The organism is Sporofaciens musculi, from assembly GCF_009830285.1.
GTDB lineage: Bacteria > Bacillota > Clostridia > Lachnospirales > Lachnospiraceae > Sporofaciens > Sporofaciens musculi.
On sequence record NZ_WUQX01000001.1, the window covers coordinates 5,128,277 to 5,151,193 of the forward strand.

Annotated in this window: 22 protein-coding genes and 2 pseudogenes; 9 read left to right on the forward strand and 15 right to left on the reverse strand. The window is 42.6% G+C overall.

The genetic code is table 11. The annotated features are described in order from the left end of the window. Nucleotides 1-87: 87 nt before the first annotated feature. The 3 genes from GN277_RS25960 to GN277_RS25970 form a co-directional block, all read right to left on the reverse strand. Complete coding sequence (locus GN277_RS25960) at nucleotides 88-948, reverse strand: carbohydrate ABC transporter permease (RefSeq protein WP_159755564.1); 861 nt, start codon at nucleotides 946-948, stop codon at nucleotides 88-90. Beyond that, on the reverse strand, nucleotides 948-1,820 hold the full coding sequence (locus tag GN277_RS25965; protein WP_159755567.1) for a carbohydrate ABC transporter permease: 873 nt from the start codon (nucleotides 1,818-1,820) through the stop codon (nucleotides 948-950). The genes GN277_RS25960 and GN277_RS25965 overlap by 1 nt, the downstream gene beginning before the upstream one ends. 64 nt (nucleotides 1,821-1,884) lie before the next feature. Further along, nucleotides 1,885-3,261, reverse strand: coding sequence for an ABC transporter substrate-binding protein (locus GN277_RS25970; RefSeq protein WP_159755570.1), 1,377 nt, complete (start codon nucleotides 3,259-3,261; stop codon nucleotides 1,885-1,887). Between the two features lie 285 nt (nucleotides 3,262-3,546). Here GN277_RS25970 and GN277_RS25975 point away from each other — a divergent pair, with 285 nt between their 5' ends. Continuing rightward, the gene (locus GN277_RS25975) at nucleotides 3,547-4,578 is read left to right on the forward strand and encodes a substrate-binding domain-containing protein (protein ID WP_159755573.1); all 1,032 of its coding nucleotides are present in this window, start codon (nucleotides 3,547-3,549) and stop codon (nucleotides 4,576-4,578) included. Nucleotides 4,579-4,682: 104 nt separating this feature from the next. Here the strand turns inward: GN277_RS25975 and sdaAA are convergent, their stop codons facing one another. Together sdaAA and sdaAB are read right to left on the reverse strand one after the other, a co-directional pair. Next, the gene (sdaAA, locus tag GN277_RS25980; RefSeq protein ID WP_159755576.1) at nucleotides 4,683-5,552 is read right to left on the reverse strand and encodes an L-serine ammonia-lyase, iron-sulfur-dependent, subunit alpha; all 870 of its coding nucleotides are present in this window, start codon (nucleotides 5,550-5,552) and stop codon (nucleotides 4,683-4,685) included. 85 nt (nucleotides 5,553-5,637) lie between these two features. Next, nucleotides 5,638-6,300, reverse strand: a complete 663-nt coding sequence (gene sdaAB / locus GN277_RS25985) for an L-serine ammonia-lyase, iron-sulfur-dependent subunit beta (RefSeq protein ID WP_159755579.1) — start codon at nucleotides 6,298-6,300, stop codon at nucleotides 5,638-5,640. A 280-nt stretch (nucleotides 6,301-6,580) separates the two neighbouring features. On the opposite strand from sdaAB, the gene GN277_RS25990 reads away from it, so the two are divergent. Both GN277_RS25990 and GN277_RS25995 read left to right on the forward strand, forming a co-directional pair. Continuing rightward, nucleotides 6,581-7,393: a DUF4474 domain-containing protein gene (locus GN277_RS25990; protein ID WP_159755581.1), complete on the forward strand. Its 813-nt coding sequence runs from the start codon at nucleotides 6,581-6,583 to the stop codon at nucleotides 7,391-7,393. Beyond that, complete coding sequence (locus tag GN277_RS25995; protein ID WP_159755584.1) at nucleotides 7,383-8,255, forward strand: metallophosphoesterase; 873 nt, start codon at nucleotides 7,383-7,385, stop codon at nucleotides 8,253-8,255. Before GN277_RS25990 ends, GN277_RS25995 begins: the two co-directional genes overlap by 11 nt. A 74-nt stretch (nucleotides 8,256-8,329) precedes the next feature. On the opposite strand, the gene GN277_RS26000 is transcribed toward GN277_RS25995, so the two are convergent. Then, nucleotides 8,330-8,878, reverse strand: a complete 549-nt coding sequence (locus GN277_RS26000) for a ferritin-like domain-containing protein (RefSeq protein WP_159755587.1) — start codon at nucleotides 8,876-8,878, stop codon at nucleotides 8,330-8,332. A 167-nt stretch (nucleotides 8,879-9,045) separates the two neighbouring features. Between GN277_RS26000 and GN277_RS26005 the strand changes: the two genes are divergently transcribed. Continuing rightward, complete coding sequence (locus tag GN277_RS26005; protein WP_159755590.1) at nucleotides 9,046-10,167, forward strand: DUF4317 domain-containing protein; 1,122 nt, start codon at nucleotides 9,046-9,048, stop codon at nucleotides 10,165-10,167. 169 nt (nucleotides 10,168-10,336) lie between these two features. Here the strand turns inward: GN277_RS26005 and GN277_RS29605 are convergent, their stop codons facing one another. Next, entirely contained in the window at nucleotides 10,337-10,828 is a 492-nt protein-coding gene (locus GN277_RS29605; RefSeq protein WP_204162798.1) for a DUF6064 family protein, read from the reverse strand. A gap of 152 nt (nucleotides 10,829-10,980) precedes the next feature. Next, nucleotides 10,981-11,442, reverse strand: a complete 462-nt coding sequence (locus tag GN277_RS26015) for a GNAT family N-acetyltransferase (protein WP_159755593.1) — start codon at nucleotides 11,440-11,442, stop codon at nucleotides 10,981-10,983. A 231-nt stretch (nucleotides 11,443-11,673) separates the two neighbouring features. On the opposite strand from GN277_RS26015, the gene GN277_RS26020 reads away from it, so the two are divergent. From GN277_RS26020 to GN277_RS26030, 3 genes are read left to right on the forward strand one after another with little or no spacing between them, the layout of a single operon-like run. After that, a complete protein-coding gene (locus tag GN277_RS26020) occupies nucleotides 11,674-12,024 on the forward strand; it encodes an ABC transporter transmembrane domain-containing protein (RefSeq protein ID WP_280178660.1) in 351 nt (116 codons plus the stop codon). 40 nt (nucleotides 12,025-12,064) lie between these two features. Continuing rightward, the gene (locus tag GN277_RS26025) at nucleotides 12,065-12,514 is read left to right on the forward strand and encodes a hypothetical protein (RefSeq protein ID WP_159755599.1); all 450 of its coding nucleotides are present in this window, start codon (nucleotides 12,065-12,067) and stop codon (nucleotides 12,512-12,514) included. Then, nucleotides 12,495-13,070 (forward strand): ArsR/SmtB family transcription factor, encoded by a 576-nt coding sequence (locus tag GN277_RS26030; protein WP_159755602.1) that lies wholly within the window; start codon nucleotides 12,495-12,497, stop codon nucleotides 13,068-13,070. The genes GN277_RS26025 and GN277_RS26030 overlap by 20 nt, the downstream gene beginning before the upstream one ends. A gap of 261 nt (nucleotides 13,071-13,331) precedes the next feature. On the opposite strand, the gene tuf is transcribed toward GN277_RS26030, so the two are convergent. From tuf to GN277_RS26055, 5 genes are all read right to left on the reverse strand, one after another. Further along, nucleotides 13,332-14,525, reverse strand: coding sequence for an elongation factor Tu (tuf, locus tag GN277_RS26035; RefSeq protein ID WP_159755605.1), 1,194 nt, complete (start codon nucleotides 14,523-14,525; stop codon nucleotides 13,332-13,334). 108 nt (nucleotides 14,526-14,633) lie between these two features. Then, nucleotides 14,634-16,751, reverse strand: coding sequence for an elongation factor G (fusA, locus tag GN277_RS26040; RefSeq protein WP_159755608.1), 2,118 nt, complete (start codon nucleotides 16,749-16,751; stop codon nucleotides 14,634-14,636). Nucleotides 16,752-16,760: 9 nt separating this feature from the next. Further along, complete coding sequence (rpsG, locus tag GN277_RS26045) at nucleotides 16,761-17,231, reverse strand: 30S ribosomal protein S7 (RefSeq protein ID WP_207105499.1); 471 nt, start codon at nucleotides 17,229-17,231, stop codon at nucleotides 16,761-16,763. Nucleotides 17,232-17,462: 231 nt separating this feature from the next. Then, nucleotides 17,463-17,885 carry a 30S ribosomal protein S12 gene (gene rpsL / locus GN277_RS26050; protein ID WP_159755614.1) on the reverse strand — a complete coding sequence of 141 codons (423 nt, stop codon included), beginning with the start codon at nucleotides 17,883-17,885 and terminating at the stop codon, nucleotides 17,463-17,465. A 166-nt stretch (nucleotides 17,886-18,051) separates the two neighbouring features. After that, nucleotides 18,052-19,026 (reverse strand): tyrosine-type recombinase/integrase, encoded by a 975-nt coding sequence (locus GN277_RS26055; protein WP_159755617.1) that lies wholly within the window; start codon nucleotides 19,024-19,026, stop codon nucleotides 18,052-18,054. 365 nt (nucleotides 19,027-19,391) lie between these two features. On the opposite strand from GN277_RS26055, the pseudogene GN277_RS26060 reads away from it, so the two are divergent. Next, nucleotides 19,392-19,598, forward strand: a pseudogene (locus GN277_RS26060) (AAA family ATPase); the annotation flags it as partial. A 159-nt stretch (nucleotides 19,599-19,757) separates the two neighbouring features. Here the strand turns inward: GN277_RS26060 and GN277_RS26065 are convergent. Together GN277_RS26065 and GN277_RS26070 are read right to left on the reverse strand one after the other, a co-directional pair. Then, nucleotides 19,758-21,338 carry an AAA family ATPase gene (locus tag GN277_RS26065; protein ID WP_159755620.1) on the reverse strand — a complete coding sequence of 527 codons (1,581 nt, stop codon included), beginning with the start codon at nucleotides 21,336-21,338 and terminating at the stop codon, nucleotides 19,758-19,760. A gap of 26 nt (nucleotides 21,339-21,364) precedes the next feature. After that, nucleotides 21,365-22,435, reverse strand: a complete 1,071-nt coding sequence (locus tag GN277_RS26070; protein ID WP_159757214.1) for a GDP-mannose 4,6-dehydratase — start codon at nucleotides 22,433-22,435, stop codon at nucleotides 21,365-21,367. 153 nt (nucleotides 22,436-22,588) lie between these two features. On the opposite strand from GN277_RS26070, the pseudogene GN277_RS26075 reads away from it, so the two are divergent. After that, a pseudogene (locus GN277_RS26075) lies at nucleotides 22,589-22,870 on the forward strand (PD-(D/E)XK nuclease domain-containing protein); the annotation flags it as partial. Between the last annotated feature and the right edge of the window lie 47 nt (nucleotides 22,871-22,917).

The window sequence follows — 22,917 nt, forward strand, 5'->3', positions numbered from 1 at the left end:
TGGCTTCCCTTTTTTTCAAGATCATCGGTCCTTTTGTAAAGCCGAAAAAGAGGGCGTCTTTTGCCCTCTTTTCAAATCCTATCTTATTTACTTGACTGCGCCGGCTACCACTCCTCCGATAATCTGTTTCTGAAGCGCCACATATAATACCAGAATCGGCACTACACACAGTAACAGCCCCGCCATAATCGTACCATAATCCGCAGAATATGTTCCATAAAAACTATAAGTAGAAAGAGGCAGCGTCAAAAGCTTCTTGTCTGACAACACCAGCGACGGCAGCAGGAAGTCGTTCCAGAAAGCCATCGAGTTTAGAATCACCATGGTTGATATAATCGGTTTCAGCAACGGAAGCACAATTTTAAAAAATGTTTGAGAGTGTGTGCAGCCGTCTATGTATGCTGCTTCTTCCAGCGCGATTGGCACATTTCCCTTAATAAACCCATGGAACATGAACACGGACATTGCCATGGAAAATCCGGTGTGCATGAAAATCAGCGTAATCCTGTGGTTCAGTACGTTCAGAGTACCGCCATAGATGCTGACTAGGGGAATCATAATCGCCTGGAAGGGAATGATCATGGATGCAACCATCAGGGCAAACGTAAGCTTGGAAATACCATTATTATGACGCACTATATAGTATGCAAGCATCGCCGCCAGTAAAGTCACCAGCACCGTTGCCGAAACCGTAACAATGAGAGAGTTCTTAAAGGCATTCAGGAAGTCCATCTGAGTAAATGCCTTTACAAAATTGTCAAAGGACAAGCCCTTAATAGTATACAGCCAGGAAAAAGGGCTTTTTATAATATCCCTTTTCTGTTTCAGGGAGTTGATTACCACCATAAGGAACGGGAACATATATGCAGCAAAGATAATAACCAATCCCGCTATTGCAAGAAAATTAGCCACTTTTCTCTTATTTCCGCCGATTGTCGTCTTTTTCATTATGCTTCAACCTCCTGTTTCTTCGTCAGATATACCTGAATACCGCTTATGCAGGCTACAATAATGAATAAGATAAGCGCCTCTGCCTGTCCGACGCCAAACTGCCTGGAGGTAAACGCCTTCTCATATACATGCATTGCCGCCATCTCTGTAGTCCCATAAGGCGCGCCTGCCGTCAGTGACAGGTTCACATCATATACCATAAACGCCCTGGACAGCGTCAGGAACAGGCAGATTGTAACAGAGGACATCATAAGAGGCATGATAATATTTTTAAGCTTAATCCATCCAGAAGCGCCGTCGATGCTGGCGGCCTCCATAACATCCTCACTCAGCCCCATGAAGCCCGCAACATAGATTAGAATCATATAACCGGACAACTGCCATACAGATACCAGTACCAATGCCGCAAATGCTTTTGTTGGGTCTGACAGCCATGACACCTCAAACAAACTCCATCCAGTAGATTCTCCGATACTTACAAAGACTCTTGAGAATACAAACTGCCAGATGTATCCCAGTACAATACCTCCAATCAAGTTCGGCGTAAAGAAGCCTGCCCGAAAGAAATTCTGTCCCTTAATTCCCCGTGTCAGAAGATATGCAATGACAAACGCAAGCACATTTACCAGTACAACCACCAGGATTACATACTTAAATGTCAACAGTAATGATGTCCAGAACTGCCCGTCTTTGACTACGCCGGCAAAGTTCTTAAGACCGATAAAATTCTTCACCTTCGCTACCCCGTTCCAGTCCGTCAGAGTCAGGTAGATACCATATATAAATGGAACTATGACCACCGCGAAGAAACAGAACATCCCCGGAAGTGCAAACATACAGAAATCTTTCCCGTTATTTTTTGCTCTCATGTCTTATCCCTCTTTTCTATTCCTACATATATTTTTTAACAAAACATATAACGCATTTACCGTTTTACTCCTGTTCATCCCAATACTCCTGAATCGACTTTGTAAGTTCTTCTCTGTCGCTTCTGTCTGCCAGGTACTTCTGCATCGCCGCCCCAAGAACTGCCCAGTGGTCATTGGGTACGATGGCAGAAGCATTGAACGCCTTGTCTTCATGAACCTTCTCGTAAATATCCCGACTTAATGGGTCATTGGGCTCATAAGGATTATTCTGAAACGGAGGGATAATGCTGCAGGTCTTCACCAGCATCTGCTGCCCAATCTCACTGAAAACAATCCAGTTCAGGAATTCCTTTGCCGCCTCCTTCTGTTTATCTGTGGCAAGCTGCCCGTCAAGCATAATCTGTTTGGAGGGCGAGCCCTGAATCTTCTGGTTTGCAAAATCTTTGGAATCATTATTCATGAAATACGGAAGGAATCCATATTCATCCTCTGTCTCGGCTCCTGCCTCCTCAAGATTCGGCCACGCCCAGTTCCCGTTGAACCAAATTGCCGTCTTGCCGTCCACAAGGTCGATGGCCATCTCATCATAATCTGCACCAAGAGGATCGCCCTTGGCTACATTATACTTCTTCAGCACATCAAACATATCCAGGAAATCCGACAGCCTGTCATAAGTATCCAGCTCTAGCTTACCGTCCTTGATGGACTCAATCGTCTCCTGGGCGCCCTCTGACGTTCCGTCACTCGTCTCATAGATATACTGTAAGTGGTGCGCTCCCAGCGACCAGTCCTCCTTGGCAAGAGATACAGGTTTTGCGATACCGTTCTCTACCAGCCTGTCAAGAAGCTCTACGAATTCCTCCTGAGTCGTAATCCCATCCGGATTAAATTCTTCTCCCAAAGCCTTCTCAATCACAGCCTTGTTATAGATAAGCCCTCTGCCTTCCACACACAGCGGGAAGCTGTAGACTTTGCCGCCAACCTCTGTCAGATAACCTTCTGCCTCTAAGATCCACTCCTCATCAGATAAATCCTCTGCTTTTTCTTCTGCCAGAGCGATAACATCTGTAGTATCAAGTATGGACAGGGTAGGCGCATTTCCCGAATTATACATGCTTACCACCTTGGTATACGGGGAATCCCCGTCTGTCACAGGCATTACCTCTACATGGACGCCGGATTTGCCCTCGAATTCGGCTGCCATCTTCTCCAGCGCCACCTGTATCTCTGCCTTTGAATTCAAAAGCGTGATACTCGTTCCGTCTAAAGCAGAATCATACTCAAACGTATCCACAGAGGTATCGATTGGTATCTCCTTCTCCACCTCATTGGGATCATCCGGATCACTGGCAAATCCAAATCTACATCCAGTCAGCATCACGGTTGTCAGTACTGTGACAATCCCAAATGCCGTAACTCTTGTCATAAGATTTCTTTTCATGACCATTCCTCCTGATTTCCTGCATTCTCTGCATATTTATAAGACTACTATAACCGGTTAAGTAACCAGTAAAGTAACCGGTTACTTTATGTGTTTATAATAGCACTCTTCTCTATGTCCGTCAATCATAAAAAATATCTTTGTGAATCCTATACGATAACCAGAGCCTAAAATTGTATATCCTTCACAAAACCGGTTACTTAACCAGTTACTTATTGTTCTTTTTCTCCATATTTGTTATACTGAATTTGTAAATAATTTTGTTATTAAGGAAAATCATCTATCATGGCACAGAAAAAAAACGTAACCTTCAGTGATATTGCAGAATACACACATTTTTCTAAGACAACCATCTCAAGATATTTTAATAATCCAGACTCCCTTACTCTTGAGAACCAGGCAATTATTTCGGATGCGCTTGTCAAGCTGAATTATAAGGAGAATAAAGTTGCCCGTATCCTGGCAAACGGAAAGACAGAATTCATCGGCATCATTGTTCCCAGCCTTTATTTTCATTTTTTTTCAGAGATTCTGAATCAAATTCTCTCTACTTATGAGACATTCGGATATAAATTTCTTGTTTTTGTGGGAAATGAAAAGAAAGAGATTGAGAAACAGTACATTCAGGAGCTTCTTGCCTACAAGATTGAGGGACTAATCGTGTTAAGCCATACCATCCCTTCCAAATCTCTGGCAGCCCTTTCCATACCTATCGTATCGATTGAACGCGAGGACGAATATATTTGCAGCGTTAATACGGACAACTATGCAGGCGGCGTCCAGGCGGCCGAACTGCTTGCAGAACATGATTGTGAGATTCTGCTCCATATTAATTCGCCTACTGCCAAAAATATTCCCGCGTATGGCCGTATACAGGGATTTCTGGATGTCTGTAAGAAGCGCCGCCTGAAGCATCAGATTATCTACAGAGATTTAAAAGCAAACTATGAAGCCATACAGGCCCAGCTCAATGAAATTATTGATGAACTTGAACGCGATTATATGGGACAGAAAAAAGGCGTCTTTATATCCAATGACACCCACGCCAATATTTTTCTGAACCTGATTTTCCGCAGACACGGTGGGCTGCCTTCTGATTACCTGCTTGTCGGCTTCGACAATTCTCCCATTTCACGGGAAGCAATCATTCCGATTAGCACAGTCGGGCAGCAGATTGATAAGATTGCCTATGAAGCAGTAGGTCTTCTGGTGGAACAGATGAACGAGCGCAAAAAAAGAAATCCCGTTCCTCTAACAGCGCCCATTCATAAGATTATTCCTCCCATCCTCATGCAAAGAGACACGACAGAAGGGTAAGATATACATCACAAAATAAAAGACCGCTCTATAGGAGATGAAGTGGTTACCTTCATCCTATAGAGCGACCTTTCATTCGCTCAATTTCACTTAATATGAAAAATCTACATATTCATTCTCTCAACGATCTCCGCTGCCCTTGTGCTTCCTGCCACGCCTCCGAAGCCGGTCTCACGCAGACTTACATCCATCTTATCCCCAACTTCCTTCATTGCGTCAATCACCTGGTCCACCGGAATCTGGCTCTCAATTCCTGCCAGAGCCATATCAGCCGCCGCAATCGCGTTAAATGCGCCGCCTACATTACGTTTCACACAAGGAACCTCTACCAGACCGCCCACAGGATCACATACCAGCCCCATCAAATTCTTAAGAGCCATAGCGCAGGCATTGCCAAGCTTGACCGTATCTCCGCCCTTGACATGGCAGATGGCGGCCGCCGCCATACCGGAGCCAGAGCCAATCTCCGCCTGACATCCCCCTGACGCACCCGCAAGATAAGCCCGATTGGCAATAATCTGCCCGATTCCCGCCGCCACATAAAGGGCCTCAATCATCTTCTCCTCCGGCACATGATACTCTCTGTAATACGTAACCAGCACCGCCGGCATCACGCCGCAGGCACCCGCTGTCGGTGCAGCGACAATCCGCTTCATACATGCATTGTTACAGCCCATCTTTAAAGCATTGCTCATGACCTTAGCCATGAAATCCCCACACAATGTATCGCCTGCCTCTCGATAGGCGTCCATCAATCCCCCTTCTTTTCCCACCATGCGGCTTCTGGACATTAGCTCAGGATCATAAGCGTCCAGACCGTCTAACATTGCCTGCCACATACGCTGCATTTCCTTCCAGGAATCTTCCTGCGTTACCCCACGCTCATCGGCATCCTCTAGCTGAATCGCTTTCCAGAACTGGATTCCTTCTCTCTCGCACCTAATCTGTGCTTCTTCCATCGATTGATAAGACATAACTCCTTGCTATCCTCTCTTTCCACAAATTCACTCGGTCAATACTGTCTCACAGATATTCAACCAGCCATTCTCTCCTATGGTACTAATTCGCAGCCAGGAACTTCACCCTGATAATACCTCTCTTGCTCTCCAGCTCCTCCATTGCCTTCTGGGGCACGATCTGATCCGTCTCCACCACCATAATCGCATACCCGCCCCTCTTGTCACGGAACACCTGCATAGTAGCAATATTAATCTCTGCATTAGCAAGCGCTACCGCTACTTCCTTAATCCGTCCAGGCTCGTCCACATTCCGGATAATTAATGTATTGCTCTCTCCGCTGAAATTCACGTCAATCCCATCCAGCTTGCAGACTCGTATCCGCCCTCCGCCAATGGAATATGCCTGAATCTTCATGGGCTTCACACCTTCTGCCTCCATGATTATCTGTGCCGTGTTCGGGTGCGCCTCCTTAATCTCCTTGGAAGCGATGGAAAACTCCATCCCCTCATCTTTCGCCACCTGGAAACTGTCCGGAATCCTCATATCATCCGGCTTCATTCCAAGCAGCCCCGCAATCAGCGCCCTGTCGGTTCCGTGTCCCTTTCCCGTCGCTGCAAATGAACCATGCAGATACACAGTTGCTTTTTCCGGCTGCCTCCCGAAAAGCTGTCTGGCAACCATCCCAATCCTTGCAGCACCTGCCGTATGAGAACTGGAAGGGCCTACCATAACCGGTCCTAAGATGTCAAATATACTTCCCATTTTTTCTTCCTCTTTCTTTCTTATTTTGACATATTTTTCTTTTATTATACTTGAAACCAATAGGGTTTACAATCATCAATTCACCTTTCAAGGCTACTTCTTTCTCCCTTTGTCCATAGCACATATGAGAGACGATTGGCATACAATGCAGTAACTATATATTTATGACAGAAAGGAGTCGATTATGTATATTATTTTCCCCTGTATCCTGTTCATTCTGGTACTTTGCGCCCTCCTTATGGTATGGCGGAAAAAATGTATTATTAAAAAAATCTGCTGTATGTCCGTTCAGGAAAAGCTCTGCCGGTTAAATGAACTGGTCAATCCCTTCGGATTTGAATATCTTCTGTCCCAGGATATTTTCACGTCCAAAAAAGATGCCTGGCAAAGAGATTTTGGATACTGCTGGCTCTACGACAAAAGCGCGGATCTGTTTAACATGGTATTTGACTGTGAACCTATTTATTTTGATTATGAGGGCTGCACCTGGATGATTGAGCTGTGGAAAGGACAGTACGGGATCAATGTAGGAGCCGAAATCGGAATCTATCGGGCAGACTCCCTGGTTTCCAGGAATCAGAGAACCACAGCCATGTTCCACACCGTACCGGATTGCGACCTTCCGTTTTTTGAATACACTCTTTATTATGAAACCAGTCCAATGTACCGGATTGCACAGCGTCATTGGTGGCTGACCGGCTTTCGGATGGGAGAGTATGCAAAACCTGAACATTTGCTTATGAAAACAGAGATTACCTTCCCTTCCTGTGATATGCAGAACGCATTTGTCCGTGGTTTAATTGACTGCGGTTATTCCCAGGAGGATATCCATGTATGGAATCAACAGGTTCTATTTCGCTTCTCCCGTCCCCACACCAGACAACCCAGAAGCGCCCACAGTATCCGAACTGCATTTGCACTGTGGAAGAACCGCATTTTCCTGAAAATATACTGTCACGTTACAAAACATTTCTGTTTCACTATGGACAAATTGCTGTACCTCTACGAATATATGCCATTTGCCTTCCGGCATATGATGCACATTCGGCGCAAGAAAAAGAAAAAAAGAAGGAGAAAGAAGCATGTCTGCTGACAGCCGGCTTAACGCAGCTTTTGCCCAGGCGCCTGTGTTTCCCCTTACCCCTTCCTCCCGCTATGTTCTTTTCAGTGATTGTCACAGGGGCTGTGGAACCAACAATGATAATTTTTTAAAGAATCAAACCCTGTATTTTGCAGCGCTAAAATATTACTACAGACGCGGGTTTACCTATGTTGAATTAGGGGATGGAGATGAATTATGGGAAAATCGTTCTTTTGACGTCATCAAATCAATCCATAACAATGTATTTTGGCTGTTGTCCCGTTTTTATCGGGAACACCGCCTGATTATGCTGTATGGAAATCACGATATTGTCAAACGTAATTCCCGATTCACAGGTAAATGCTGCACTTCCTATCCATGCAGCGTCTGTCATGAGGATGAGCTGTTTCCAGGGATGGCGTTTCACGCCGGCGTGATTTTGAAAAATGAAAACTGCCGTAAGGAGATTTATCTGACCCATGGTCATCAGGCAGATTTTTTCAATAGCGTCCTATGGCGCACATCACGCTTTCTGGTCAGATATCTCTGGAAGCCGCTGGAAGCCGCCGGCTTCCTTGACCCTACCAGCGCCGCTAAGAATAATACCAAAAAGAAAAAGGTAGAGCAGCTTTTATCTGAATGGGCGGGGCGTACTGGCTGCGTACTGATTACGGGACATACCCACCGGCCTATGCTGGATGAATCTGTCTCTTACTGCAACACGGGAAGCTGTGTACATCCCAGATGCGTTACCTGCATCGAGATTGAACATCTGCGTATTCTGCTGGTAAAGTGGACACTGGCAACCCATCCAGACCGGACCCTCTATGTAACACGGGAGGTCTTGTCTGGTCCCTTCCCGCTGAATCTATGATTCATGCCCAAGGGCATAATTACGGGGTGCCCTTGGGATATACCTAAAAGGGCGCCCCGTTACTTCTCAATCGACTATAAGTCCTCCAGCAAATTCCGAAGCAGCATAATATGATATTCCTCATCTTTAATAATCCTTGCCAACACAGCGCCCACACAGTCATCCTGTATCATCTTGATATGCATACGATACTGTTCAATGGCATCCTTCTCCGCCGCAATATCTGCCTGTATCATCTTCACCGCATTTTCCGGAATTGTCAGATATTCAGGGCTCCACATCCGTTTCGCTCCATTTCTGTGTTTCGCTGTATAATTCACATTTCCTCCAAGCAGTACAATCATTTCTCCCAACTTCTGCAAATGCATCATTTCTGCTATTGCAATACTCAAAAGGGTTCTCGCCACAGAACAATTTTCATATGAAAGCCTGTTCTCATTATTAATGTACTGTGTGATTGCAGTCAATTCAGAAGTCTGCCCGCAGTAATCAATGGTCAGCAGGTTGGCATAAGTCTGGTTCCGCCCCCACACCTGAATCTGGGGATAAGGCAAATCTGCCATAGCCGGCCTAATTCCGGCAAAATTACAATTACCTGTTAATGCTTTCTTTTTTTCTTCCATTTATGCTCTTTCTCCAACTCTTTTATAAAATAATATATAAAAATCTCAAAATAATGTGCAGCTCTTACATTTTCTTTTTGTCTTATACTGCATGTACTGACACAGTTCTTGTAAATCCGTCTCAAATATGCTAAGATTGGAGAAGTTTCAGAAAGGGAAGTGTAAATATGAATAAGAAAGAAGTGCTTGAAATCCGCAAACAATTCACCCCTGAGAACTGTGCCATCACACGTATCTGCGGCTGTTATGTGGATCACGAAAAAGAAAAGAAGACGGAGCTTAAGAAAGCCTTCCTGTCCTTACCGGAGGAGGAAGCCTTCAAATACTTTGACATTTTTAAACATACCTTGTCCGGCACACTTGGGAAGAACTTGATTAACATGGATTTCCCTCTTGAACAGGAGGCTTCAGGAGGAACCCAGGAATTTCTTCTAAAGCTTCGGGACAGCAAATTGGAGGACGATCTGATAATCGAGGAATTCTACGACCGAATCATTGATAATTATGTCTATGCAGAGAATTATTACATCATCCTCATTCACGCTGTCTACGATGTTCCGGGTAAATCCTCGGACGGCATGGAGATGTTTGATGCTTCGGATACTGTATATGAGCATATTCTGTGCAGTATTTGTCCGGTGAACCTTACGAAAGCGGGTCTTACATATAATGCAGAAACGAACCACATAGAGGACCGAATCCGCGATTGGATTGTGGAGGCGCCTGCAAAGGGCTTCTTGTTCCCAACATTCCAGGATCGTTCCAGCAATATTCATAGTATTCTGTATTATACCAAAAAACCGGAGGACATTCAGCCGGAGCTGATTGCAAATGTACTGGGAAGCACGATTCCTCTGACCGCCGGCGACCAGAAGACGACTTTCCAGACGATTATCAGCGATACCCTTGGAGATGAATGTGATTATGAAGTGATCCGGAATATCCACGATAACTTAAACGAGATGCTGGAGGAAACTAAGGAGGAGCCGGAACCCCTTAAGCTGTGTAAACCGGATGTGCGCAGGCTTCTTGCAAAAAGCGGTGTACCGGAGGAAAGGCTTGAATCCTTTGACAAAGAATTTGAGGAGACTGTGGGGGAGAAGAATACGCTGCTGGCCTCGAATATTGCAAGCGTCAAAACCTTCCAGATTGAGACGCCTGATGTAATTGTGAAGGTCAATCCAGAAAGGTCTGATTTGGTGGAGACACGGGAAATCGACGGGAGACGCTGCCTGGTTATTGCCATTGACGACCATCTGGAGGTAAATGGCATTGAGATTCATAAGTAATTGAAGAAGCATTAAACCTCTACTTTATCAATGAATTCACACATAGATTCCTCTTTTCTCAGCATGTTAGAAGGCTTTCGGGAACCCCCGAAAGCCTTGGTTTTACTAAATAAATTATAATTACTCTACGATAGTAGCCATACAATCTGAACCTACTATACGTCCACCCTTACGAGCCCTCGGAAATGAAATCTGAATGTTTTTCCTTATTTTTCATTTTGTATCCTGCATAAACAACTATGCTTAAGCTGATTACGGGACAAGGCATAATATATGTTACCATTTGCCAAAAAGAGTTGCCTAAAAGCATAGATACAATAGGGTAAAAGAAATATAACACCAGTAGCATCTTCTGTATTACATTTGGTTTCATAATTACATCATCTTTGCTATGCCAACTTTCATATATAAATAATCCCCCACATACTAAATATAATGGCAAAGCAAAATATTTTTGAATAGGCTCTGTTCCATACCATACAAAAAAAACAATTCCTATAAACAAATTTACAATTCCTAACGCAAACTTTGCTGCCCATTTTACTTTCCCCATATAAGATAATGTAACTGCCAAAAACACAAGTATAAGCAATATTATTTGAATTAACCACGTCTTTTCATTGTAATTACCAATGACATTCCAAAACACTTGTGCATCCATTTGTTTACCTCACTAAAAAAGTCTTATCCACTTTTCACTCAATACATATACTTTTCTTTTGAGTTTTTAATTATTTTCACTCGAATAAGAAAAAATTTAATAAACACTCTATTCACATACAACTGGAATTTTGTCGTTGGATAAGTTATCATTCAAAATTGACACTCAATAGTTTTCATCATTTCACAAAAACCGTTTCTCTCGTAAAATCTCATTCCGTCAATATTTTGTGGAAAAACCTCAGTTCTAATAAAATCTGCACCTTTTCTTTTTCCATATTCTTTACTGGCATCTATGAGAAGTGTTCCAATTCCTTTGCTCCTCTCACACTCCAAAACATCCATATCTTGTATATAAACTACGGTCTGTGGTTTTAAACACGCTATATTTTTCTGTTTCAATATCATAACATGAGAAAACCCTACAACTGTTCCGTCAATTTCTGCCACGAGAATATCCTGATTATCACTTTCAAATATTGAGTTAAAAAAGTCATCGTTACGATAGCCCACTACAAAATGTTCTGGTTGATATTTTACAGCGTCAATCTCTAATTCAGCATACAAACGCCTTAGCTTCTCAATGTCATCCATATTTGCCACCCTAATAAGCATATCTTCATCCCTCCTAATACTGATTTGTTTTTTAATTATATCACTTACATTCCTCATTTACCACTTAAAAATAAAGGCATAGCAACTGCCACACCCCACGTTTCTTATCCTTCCAATGACTTCTCAATTTGTAGCAGAAGGCTCTGATACTCCCTGCCGGCTCGCTTCGCCCTGTTTCCGACTAATCGCTCTTAGCCCTCTTGTTACGGTAATTCTTGTATTTGCACTTTTATTGATGTTTCTTGTTCCGGCCGGTATCGGACATATGCTGGAAAAAGGCAGAATTGTGTTTCAAAACAAATGTCTGTCTTCACAGGCAAACTAAAGGAACTTTTCTCAGGGTATGAGGTCTTAAAAAGCTATAACCGTATAGAAAATACGATTTTGCGATTTCAGGGTGAAAATGAAAAAGAGATTCACACAAGATTTAAGGCTGCCCGATTGTTTGCATTAAATGAAGGTTTATCCGATACCATGTCTGTCCTTTCCACCATCGCTGTTATTTTTGTATCAGCATATCTTGTTCTGATCGGGCATATTACCATGGGAACATTACTTGCATTAGTGATTAGAAATATATAATAGAGATTATAACCTCATCATACAAACGGAGGTTTATAAATTGGAAAATGCAAAAAAGCTTCATCCTTTTTTGGAAACATTAGGGCTTATCTATATGGTAAAAAATTTTGAGGCTGTTAAAACAGATATGCTGACTTCTTTAGACGAAATGAACATTGATGGAAATCAATTTTATAAACAGCACCTTTTTTATTTAGAAAACTATGTGCATGTATTTGAGGAATCTTATTCATTAAATGAAGAAGAAAGCTTTTTCTTTGGGAATAATACAGAATTTTTTTTGACAGTTCTGGCCATGGCAACAGAGCTTTTGGAAGTTGAGCCGAAGCGGGAGAATATAGAACAACAGCATATATTTTCTGCAATAACTACTTTCTTAACAGAAGAAAAACAGAAAATATTCCAAATGCAAACTCATTGGAGAGTTGGTTTCATATTCTCCAGTCTTCAGAATATTCCGAAGATACAAAATGGCGGCTTTTGGAGTTAATCAACAATCCTGTAAAAAATTTCGGGAATTGTTTGAGATTTATAGAAAAAATCGTTCTGCCTTTGAGATAACCTTTCAGGAAAATAAAGTGTACTTAGAAAAATTAGTCTCTGAAGCGCCGATAGACATTTCAGATGCCCTGCACAGCCTTGTATCTGAATTTCACCCTGAAACAAAAAAAGTCTATTTAACAGCAGTTCTTCCACTGATAGAATGGATTACGCCTACCATAATTTTCCAAGGTGTTTTGGCAGACAAACTGGAGTTGTATCAGAAAAATATGCAAAATGCCAGAGAAATGCTCCCACAGATTTTGAAACTTCTGGGAGATAAAAGCAAGTTTGAGATTCTATGCCTGTTAAAGTCTCATGGGAGATATAATCTGGAAATTGCAGAGGAACTTCACTTAACTCCCGCAACGGCTTCACATCATATGAGTATGCTTCTCACCAACCATATGGTTACAGTCGAAAAAAAGGACGGACGGGTGTATTATCAATTAAATCAGGATACCTTAAGAGAAATTATGAATTGCTTTACGGCAATTTTCTTATGACACCTTCCATTTTCCAGCATTTTGCTTCCGTGGTAAATATATTTTATATATTTATACCAAAGAATTTATTGTAATCAAACAAAGGGAGTCACAAGTGGGCTCTCTATTTTAATTTTTTAGAGCCATAAGCCATTTTCAATGAATTTTCGGCAAGTGGCTTTTCCTTTTGTTCGCTATTATTTTTAGGCATTAAGAAACCGCAACCCCTGGATTTCTCAAAGGATTGCGGTACTTATTTTGTTATTTGATTCTATACTATGATTACTCAACGATAGTAGCTACTCTACCAGAACCTACTGTACGTCCACCCTCACGGATAGCGAACCGAAGACCCTGCTCCATAGCAACTGGGTGAATCAGCTCGATAGACATCTCTACGTTATCGCCAGGCATACACATCTCTACACCATCCGGCAGATTGCAGACACCTGTAACGTCTGTTGTTCTGAAATAGAACTGCGGTCTGTAGTTGTTAAAGAATGGTGTATGACGTCCACCTTCATCCTTAGTCAGTACGTAAACCTGAGCTGTAAATTTCTTGTGGCATGTTACAGAACCTGGTTTAACAAGAACCTGTCCTCTTTCAATCTCTGTTCTCTGAACACCACGCAGAAGAGCGCCGATGTTATCACCAGCCTGAGCCTCGTCAAGCAGCTTACGGAACATCTCAACACCTGTTACAACAGTCTTTCTTGTCTCCTCATGGATACCAACGATCTCAACTTCGTCAGAAACATGAAGAACACCACGCTCTACTCTACCAGTAGCAACTGTTCCACGACCTGTGATAGAGAATACGTCCTCTACAGGCATCAGGAATGGCTGATCTGTTGCACGCTGCGGATCTGGAATATAGCTGTCAACTGCTGCCATAAGCTCCATAACCTTGTCGCCCCACTCGCCTGACGGATCCTCAAGAGCCTTAAGAGCAGAACCCTGAATAATCGGAGTGTCATCTCCTGGGAACTCATACTCGTCTAACAGCTCGCGGATCTCCATCTCAACCAGCTCAAGAAGCTCCTCATCGTCAACCATGTCACACTTGTTCATGAATACAACGATATACGGAACACCTACCTGACGAGAAAGAAGGATATGCTCTCTTGTCTGAGCCATAACACCGTCAGTAGCAGCAACTACAAGGATAGCGCCGTCCATCTGAGCAGCACCAGTAATCATGTTCTTAACGTAGTCAGCATGTCCTGGGCAGTCTACGTGTGCATAGTGACGCTTCTCTGTCTCATACTCAACGTGAGCTGTAGAAATTGTGATACCACGCTCTCTCTCTTCTGGAGCCTTGTCAATGTTCTCGAAATCTACTGCTGCATTTCCTTCAACTCTCTCTGAAAGAGTCTTGGTAATAGCCGCTGTCAGAGTTGTCTTACCATGGTCAACGTGACCGATTGTACCAATATTGCAATGTGGTTTTGTTCTTTCAAATTTAGCCTTTGCCATTTTGAATAATCCTCCTTAAAATACGGTGTGTTTAAATATTTACGTTTATTCAGCTAACATTGATTATATTTCAAATCATGCAGTTTTTCAAGCCTTTTTACTATTTAATTAATCATTTTTGTTCGATAATACCTTTTCCTGTACAGATTTCGGTACCTGCTCATATTTTTCAAAGAACATGGAATAGTTTCCACGTCCCTGCGTCCGTGAACGAAGGTCTGTAGAGTATCCGAACATCTCAGACAACGGAACGTATCCGCGAACAATCTTACCGCCGCCAAGGTCGTCCATACCTTCGATTCTTCCGCGGCGTGAGTTGATATCACCAATAACGTCTCCCATATACTCCTCCGGCATCGTTACTTCTACCTTCATGATAGGCTCGCACAATACCGGTGACGCCTTCTTCATAGCATCCTTGAACGCCAGTGAACCGGCAATGTGGAATGCCATTTCACTTGAATCGACTTCATGGTAAGAACCGTCGTATACATTTGCCTTAACGCCCACAACCGGAAATCCTCCAAGGATACCGGACTGCATAGCTTCCTCAATACCTTCCCCAATCTTAGGAATGTATTCCTTTGGAATCGCACCGCCGACTACTGTAGACTCGAACTTAAAGGTCTCCTCACCATTGATATCCATTGGCTCAAACTTAACCTTACAATGTCCGTACTGTCCACGTCCACCAGACTGCTTTGCATACTTGCTGTCTACATCCACAGCCTTGGTAAATGCTTCTTTGTAAGCAACCTGAGGTGCACCTACATTCGCCTCTACCTTAAACTCACGGAGAAGTCTGTCAACGATGATTTCCAAATGGAGCTCACCCATTCCGGCGATAATCGTCTGACCTGTCTCCTGATCCGTATGAGCACGGAATGTCGGGTCTTCCTCTGCAAGCTTCGCAAGAGACTCTCCAAGTTTGCCCTGAGAAGCCTTTGTCTTCGGCTCAATCGCAAGCTCGATAACCGGCTCTGGGAATTCCATAGACTCTAAGATTACCGGATGCTGCTCGTCACAGATGGTATCACCTGTAGTCGTAAACTTGAATCCGATTGCTGCTGCAATGTCACCGGAATATACCTTGCTCAGTTCCTCTCTCTTGTTGGCATGCATCTGAAGGATACGTCCAACACGCTCTTTTTTGCCCTTTGTTGCGTTCAGTACATAGGAACCGGAGTTCATCGTACCAGAATATACTCTAAAATATGCCAGCTTACCCACAAACGGGTCTGTCATAATCTTAAATGCAAGCGCTGAAAACGGTTCTTCATCAGAAGAATGTCTAACCGTATCATTTCCGTCTGCATCAACGCCCTGAATCGGCGGGATGTCAAGCGGAGAAGGCATAAACTCAACAACTGCATCCAGAAGCTTCTGAACTCCTTTATTTCTGTAAGCTGTTCCACAACATACCGGAACTGCCGTACACTCGCAGGTAGCTTTTCTTAAAACTGCCTTTAATTCATCAACAGATGGTTCTTCGCCTTCCAGATAAGCCATCATTAAATCATCATCTAATTCACAAATCTTCTCAACCAGCTCTGAACGATAAAGCTCCGCATCATCTGCCATATCTTCCGGAATATCGACGATTGAAATATCATCACCCTTATTATCATTATAGATATAAGCCTTCATTTCAAAGAGGTCGATAATTCCCTTAAATTCATCTTCTTTTCCGATTGGAAGCTGGATGCAGATTGCATTCTTTCCTAATCTGGTCTTAATCTGGTCTACTGCACCATAGAAATTAGCTCCCAAGATATCCATCTTGTTAATAAATGCCATTCTCGGTACATTGTATGTGTCTGCCTGACGCCATACGTTTTCTGACTGCGGTTCAACTCCACCCTTAGCACAAAATACACCTACTGCGCCGTCAAGTACACGGAGCGAACGCTCTACTTCTACTGTAAAGTCAACGTGTCCCGGAGTATCAATAATATTGATACGATGCTCTAATTCGCCCTCTTTTGGCTTGCAGTTCTCCTGCAGTGTCCAGTGACATGTTGTAGCAGCGGAAGTAATCGTGATACCTCTCTCCTGCTCCTGAGCCATCCAGTCCATTGTAGCAGTACCTTCGTGAGTATCACCAATCTTGTGATTAACACCGGTATAATACAAAATACGCTCTGTTGTTGTTGTCTTTCCAGCATCAATATGCGCCATAATACCGATATTTCTAGTTCTCTCTAACGGGTATTCTCTTCCTGCCATTGCTGCCTCCTAGAATCTGTAGTGTGCAAATGCCTTATTTGCTTCAGCCATCTTGTGCATGTCTTCTTTCTTCTTCACAGACGCACCTGTGTTGTTGGATGCATCAAGAATCTCATTCGCCAATCTCTCCTCCATCGTCTTCTCGCCTCTCTTGCGTGAATACAATGTCAGCCAGCGAAGCGCTAAAGCCTGTCTTCTGTCAGCTCTTACTTCGATCGGCACCTGGTAAGTTGCTCCACCGATACGTCTTGCCTTAACCTCAAGTACTGGCATGATGTTGCTCATCGCTTCTTCAAATACTTCGATTGCCGGCTTATCGGATTTTGCTGCAACTCTGTCAAACGCTCCGTATACAATCTTCTGTGCTACACCCTTCTTGCCGTCTAACATGATGTTGTTAATCAGCTTTGTAACCACTTTGTTGTTGTACAACGGATCTGCTAATACATCTCTTTTCTGGGTATGTCCTTTACGTGGCACGGTCCTTCCCTCCTTAAACATAATTGTGCATTATATTAACTGCACTGATTAATTCATCGGTACTCACATGTGTCTTTCTAATGATACTGTGTAGTGCAATCTATATCCTTGCAACTTACTTAATCATAGTTCTGTTTGTGACTACTTACTTTTAATGAAGTTCTTCCTCGCTTTGCTCCGAAGAACTACCTTCACACTAGGCTCGACAATACCTCGCCAAGTGTTCAGGCATTACTTTTTAGCGTCTTTCGGCCTCTTGGCGCCGTACTTAGAACGTGCCTGCCTTCTCTTTGCAACACCTGCTGTATCAAGTGTTCCTCTAACGATATGGTATCTTGTACCTGGAAGGTCTTTTACCCTTCCGCCACGAATCAGAACAACACTATGCTCCTGAAGGTTATGACCTTCTCCTGGGATATAGCTTGTCACCTCGATACCGTTAGACAGACGTACTCTGGCAATCTTACGAAGCGCTGAGTTAGGCTTCTTAGGTGTAGCAGTCTTAACTGCAGTACAAACACCTCTCTTTTGAGGAGCGGACGCATCCGTACTTCTCTTCCTTAAAGAGTTATACCCTTTCTGAAGCGCTGGTGCTGTGGACTTCTTTACAGATGTCTGACGACCTTTTTTTACTAACTGGTTAAATGTTGGCATTCTCTTTCACCTCCTACGATTATAATAAGTTGCATTCTGTTGCCAATCAGCGGGCAAATATTTCACCCGCTGAATTAGTTTATTACGAATAATACCTATTGTCAAGGGTTTTTCCGCTTTTTTACATCTAATTTTGTATCTAAAATGCTTCATATTTATAGGTAACTTAATACATTACCCCAAGAGTCATCTCACTCATCCATTTACGTTTCTGCTCCATGGAAGAATGTACATAGCGATTCAGAGTAATATTTACGTTTGCATGTCCCAAAATCTCACTCAGAGTTTTAACATCAAACCCTTTCTCTATACACCGTGTTGCAAATGTATGGCGCAAAGCATGAAAATTTACAATATCCATATTACACTCCATCAAATAACGCTTGAAAACGTTCTCGAAAGTCCTTGGCTCTACAAACTTCTTAGAAGTGCCCGTCAGCACAAATACATTGTCGTCCGAAGTCTTAAGCCTCATTAAACGTTCCACCATAAATTCCGGCATTGGAATATCCCGTACAGAACAAGCACTCTTAGGAGATGTAATGATAACCCTTGTCTTTCTGTTCTCCCTTCCCTTCCAATCTACCTCGTCATTAAAATTTTGAATCCGCTGCATAGTTGACCTTACCTGCAGGATTCCATCCTTATATAATATCTGGCCTTTTCTAAGCGCACATATTTCCCCAAGCCTAAGTCCCATACAAAGGCTTAACAGGATTCCCGTCTTTTTCAGGTTATAAACGTCTCTCATTAAAAAACGTTCCAATCGAAGCTGCGTATGCTTGTCCAAAACCTGGATTTCGCTGTCATTTCCCCTGATGCGAATCAACTCAAAGCGGCATGGAATATCAATATCGCTCAGCGCAGCATAACGGCAGATATCCTTCAACACAAGAAGCAAATCTTTTACTGTCTTCTCAGCCAGACCTTTGCCCTGCTTATTACCGGAATTCAATCTGCCCTGCACAAATTGCTCAATCGTGTCTGTCGTCAGACACTCTGCCTCAATATCGCCAAGCAAAGGCAGAATGTGATTTGACGTCAGGTTTACATATTTTACATATGTAGACTCCTTCACACGCATCTTAGAATTCTCCAACCACTGTGGTACGATTGTTTCCAATTTCTGATTTTTTCTCATTTGTAGTCCTTCTTTCTTTCTTTTTTCTAATGATTATATAAGAAGAAAAAGGACGTGGCATTACGACACATCTAATTCAGATAAATTACCCTGCTTCCCCTTTATTGACTATCCAGAGATAAATATGAAATTGTATATATGCATATACTAATCAAGAAAATTATTGAATATGTGTTAAATTTTAAGGTTCAAAATTATTGATTACGTGTTAAATCCCCTCATACAAAAATCTTGATTACGTGTAAATTTGATACATACAAATACTTGAAAACGTGAAATCGCTTAATTTTAATGATTTCTGACATACATACGGAGGTGAATTTTAATGAAAAGAAAGATTTATACAGAACTGTTAAAATGGAAGAAAGGAGGCTACCGATTTGTTCCATAACTATTTGGATAACCTGGATATGTTCTTCATGTATCTGGCGAGCTTCTACAATGTCAGGCTATACGAGAGGGAAACCCCGATTATCTTTGACGAAGTACAGTTATTTCCAAGGGCACGCTCAGCAAACAAATATCTCGTCGCAGACGGACGGTATGACTACATCGAAACCGGCTCTCTTATATGATGCTATAATTGTTAATATCGCCTACAACTCAACGGCGCCAAACATAGGACTAAAGCTCAACATGGACCGAATGACCCTCAAATGCTAAAGTAAAAATGTTCTGAAAATATTATTTTGTACACTCGCGTGTTTTCAAAAATATTTTCAGAACATTTTTTACTCTTTTACATATTTTTCAATGATACAGGTATGCTTTCTTTCCCCCACAGATGTTTCCTTATTATAATTCACTCCGACTAACAATATATCCCCGCCATAATTCTCAATAGCTTTTGGATACTGCTTCTTCTTTATCTGTTCGATTGCACCCTGGGCTGATTGATTCCATTTCAGCTCTATGACAAGCGCAGGAAAACCGGAATCATGCTTCGGCAAATAGATAATATCCGCAAATCCCTCTCCGGCGGGTAATTCCTCCCATTGCAGATAATTCTCCTTATATGTGTAGTATGCAAGTTTAATCACGCTGCGAAGGCTATCCTCTTTATTGTAGTGCAAAGGCGTCGTCTCCTCAGAATGTATCTTTTCAATCTGAGCCGCAACAGCCTCCTCGTTCATGTGAACAGTATCGTAGAGAAGCCGGTCGCTTTCCGCTACCCGCTTCATGGTTTCTGTATGATGGGCCTCCCTGACCGCCTTTGAAAATTCCATCCGAATTTCTTCATTGGGAATTCGCACAGTCTTTTTACTCTCATCATATGCCAAATATCCCAAATGAACCAAAAGCGTCAGCACATCATCCCTTCCCTTAAACGTTACAAGATCATTTGCAAAGCCATTCACATTTACTCCTACCTCCACACCGCCAATCAGCTCAGCGATGGTCTTTACAAGCCCCACATGATTCATACTGATATATGAGAGCAGACTCTCCGCCGCTGACGTCTCCGTCCAATAAGAATCAAAATCAAGATTATCAACAGCCTGCTTAACTGAGTTTGGGTTGTAGACAGAACCCACGCCTTTAAAATGATATCCGTCATACCACTGTTTCATCCTCTGAAAATCGACTCCGTACTCAGCGCACAGCCCTCTCACTTCTTTTTCTGTGAATCCGACATAACTGCCAAATTTCCGTGGCTTGACCATCGTGTACTCTTTAAAATCAGATATGGCAGACTGCTTTCCATCCTTCTTAATCGGAAGAATTCCTGTCATATATGCCGCCGCAAATATCTTCGCCGTTGTTCCGCTGCTTTTAAACATGGTACGGAGGAATTCCAGATATTCTTGCTGAACCGACGGATTTTCACGGATCGGCGCATCCCACTCATCAATAATCATAATAAACTTATTTCCAGTCAGTTCAACTGCATGAATCATCGTCTCCGGCAGTTCATTGCTTACGGACAATTCTGGATACGCTCTCATTAATTCTTCTGTAATCTTTCCGCTTAAATAATCAACAAACATCCTATAATGATTGGTAAAGGGCTTTATATAAGTCATATCAACATATATCACATCATACTTGTTGAGGTACCTCAAGTAATCTTCATCCTTGCTGATGTCTTTTCCCTCAAAGAGATGTGATGAATCACAGGTCTTATCATAATATGCGCATAACATCTGAGCTGCAAATGATTTTCCAAATCTTCGTGGTCTGCTGATACAGGTCAGCCTTCTTGGAGTCTCAATGGTATCATTAATCAAAGCAATCAGACCCGTCTTGTCGATATAATGATCATTCAGTATTCCGGTAAATCCGCTGTTCCCTGGATTAAGATAAACCCCCATAAAGCTTTCACCTCCGCCTGGGATTATCAAGCCTGATAGTTTCTATACCACTGTGCGAACTGCCTCAATCCGTCCCGCAAGCTGGTTGACGGCTTAAATCCAAAGTCCTTCTCTAATTCCTCCACATCCGCATAAGTCACCTCTACATCCCCAGGCTGCATACCCACAAGCTCCTTATGCTGTTCAAAATCATAATCCTGTGGCAGCACCTTCGCAGCTTTCAACTCCTCCTGCAAAATCTCCACAAAATCCAGCAGATTCTCTGGTTTATTATTACCAATGTTATATACCTTATATCTGACGCCGTCTTCATTGGAAAGGGGACTACGCTGCATCACTTCAACAATACCCTTTACAATATCGTCGATATAGGTAAAATCGCGCTTGCAATTCCCGTAATTGAAAATCTTAATCGTCTCATTCTTCACCAGTTTATCCGTGAATCCAAAGTACGCCATATCCGGACGCCCTGCTGGTCCGTATACCGTAAAGAAACGTAAGCCAGTGGATGGGATATCATATAATTTTGAATATGCATGTGCAAATAATTCGTTTGATTTCTTCGTTGCCGCATACAAGGAAACAGGGTTGTCCACCTTGTCCTCCGTAGAATAGGGAATCTTCTTGTTACTGCCATAGACAGAAGAAGAACTGGCATATACCAAATGCTCGACGCCTTTTTTCCCATCATCGTAACTGTGGCGGCATGCCTCCAAAATGTTGTAGAAGCCGATTACATTGGACTCCAGGTAAACATCCGGATTGGTAATACTGTATCGCACTCCTGCCTGAGCTGCCAGATTGACCACGACTTCAGGCTGATATTCTGAAAAAATCTGGTCAATAAAAACTTTATCCGCAAGGCTGCCCTTCTGAAAAATAAATTCAGACGATGCGCCTTTTTTTTCCTGCCGAATCTGTTCCAGACGGTATTCTTTCAAAGATACATCGTAGTAGTCGTTCAGGTTGTCAACTCCTATAATTTTGATATCTTCAAACATGGTAAGCAGGACACGGCTTAAGTTTGCCCCGATAAATCCGGCTGCGCCGGTAATTAATATGGTCTTTCCGTTTAAATCTACATTTTTATTCAACATGTTCTGTTTATAATCCTTTCCTCCATAACTTTCAGACATATTATATTCTCTTTTTGCAGTTAGTACAACCGTTAGATTACAATTAATTCAGAGGCTTTTGGTTGTATTCCCAATCAGATTGCTATATACTGATACCTCGCTGCACGGGATTCTTATCGTCTGGTGCGGGAAGATAAGGGCGGGATTGGTTATGTGGATTTTATATTCTATCCGATGACAGATCAGAATGACGACTGTATCATTCTTGAATTAAAAGCAGACGATACGGCCGAACATGCGATACAGCAGATTAAAGAAAAAAAATATGTTCTCGCATTCTCTCCCAAACCTGGAGAACCTTTAAGCTATACGGGAAGACAGCTTGCCGTGGGGATTGGGTATGATAGAAGGAGTAAAAAGCATGAGTGCAGGGTGGAAGTGATAGAATGTACTTAGTGTTAAGTAAAAAGTAAAAGGATGGAATGGTACACTTTTTCATTTAC

Bases quoted from the DNA above. Each gene is read 5' to 3' on its own strand.
- GN277_RS25960 (WP_159755564.1), bottom strand. From the start codon at position 948: ATGAAAAAGACGACAATCGGCGGAAATAAGAGAAAAGTGGCTAATTTT.
- GN277_RS25965 (WP_159755567.1), bottom strand. From the start codon at position 1,820: ATGAGAGCAAAAAATAACGGGAAAGATTTCTGTATGTTTGCACTTCCG.
- GN277_RS25970 (WP_159755570.1), bottom strand. From the start codon at position 3,261: ATGAAAAGAAATCTTATGACAAGAGTTACGGCATTTGGGATTGTCACA.
- GN277_RS25975 (WP_159755573.1), top strand. From the start codon at position 3,547: ATGGCACAGAAAAAAAACGTAACCTTCAGTGATATTGCAGAATACACA.
- sdaAA (WP_159755576.1), bottom strand. From the start codon at position 5,552: ATGTCTTATCAATCGATGGAAGAAGCACAGATTAGGTGCGAGAGAGAA.
- sdaAB (WP_159755579.1), bottom strand. From the start codon at position 6,300: ATGGGAAGTATATTTGACATCTTAGGACCGGTTATGGTAGGCCCTTCC.
- GN277_RS25990 (WP_159755581.1), top strand. From the start codon at position 6,581: ATGTCCGTTCAGGAAAAGCTCTGCCGGTTAAATGAACTGGTCAATCCC.
- GN277_RS25995 (WP_159755584.1), top strand. From the start codon at position 7,383: ATGTCTGCTGACAGCCGGCTTAACGCAGCTTTTGCCCAGGCGCCTGTG.
- GN277_RS26000 (WP_159755587.1), bottom strand. From the start codon at position 8,878: ATGGAAGAAAAAAAGAAAGCATTAACAGGTAATTGTAATTTTGCCGGA.
- GN277_RS26005 (WP_159755590.1), top strand. From the start codon at position 9,046: ATGAATAAGAAAGAAGTGCTTGAAATCCGCAAACAATTCACCCCTGAG.
- GN277_RS29605 (WP_204162798.1), bottom strand. From the start codon at position 10,828: ATGGATGCACAAGTGTTTTGGAATGTCATTGGTAATTACAATGAAAAG.
- GN277_RS26015 (WP_159755593.1), bottom strand. From the start codon at position 11,442: ATGCTTATTAGGGTGGCAAATATGGATGACATTGAGAAGCTAAGGCGT.
- GN277_RS26030 (WP_159755602.1), top strand. From the start codon at position 12,495: ATGGCGGCTTTTGGAGTTAATCAACAATCCTGTAAAAAATTTCGGGAA.
- tuf (WP_159755605.1), bottom strand. From the start codon at position 14,525: ATGGCAAAGGCTAAATTTGAAAGAACAAAACCACATTGCAATATTGGT.
- fusA (WP_159755608.1), bottom strand. From the start codon at position 16,751: ATGGCAGGAAGAGAATACCCGTTAGAGAGAACTAGAAATATCGGTATT.
- rpsL (WP_159755614.1), bottom strand. From the start codon at position 17,885: ATGCCAACATTTAACCAGTTAGTAAAAAAAGGTCGTCAGACATCTGTA.
- GN277_RS26055 (WP_159755617.1), bottom strand. From the start codon at position 19,026: ATGAGAAAAAATCAGAAATTGGAAACAATCGTACCACAGTGGTTGGAG.
- GN277_RS26065 (WP_159755620.1), bottom strand. From the start codon at position 21,338: ATGGGGGTTTATCTTAATCCAGGGAACAGCGGATTTACCGGAATACTG.
- GN277_RS26070 (WP_159757214.1), bottom strand. From the start codon at position 22,435: ATGTTGAATAAAAATGTAGATTTAAACGGAAAGACCATATTAATTACC.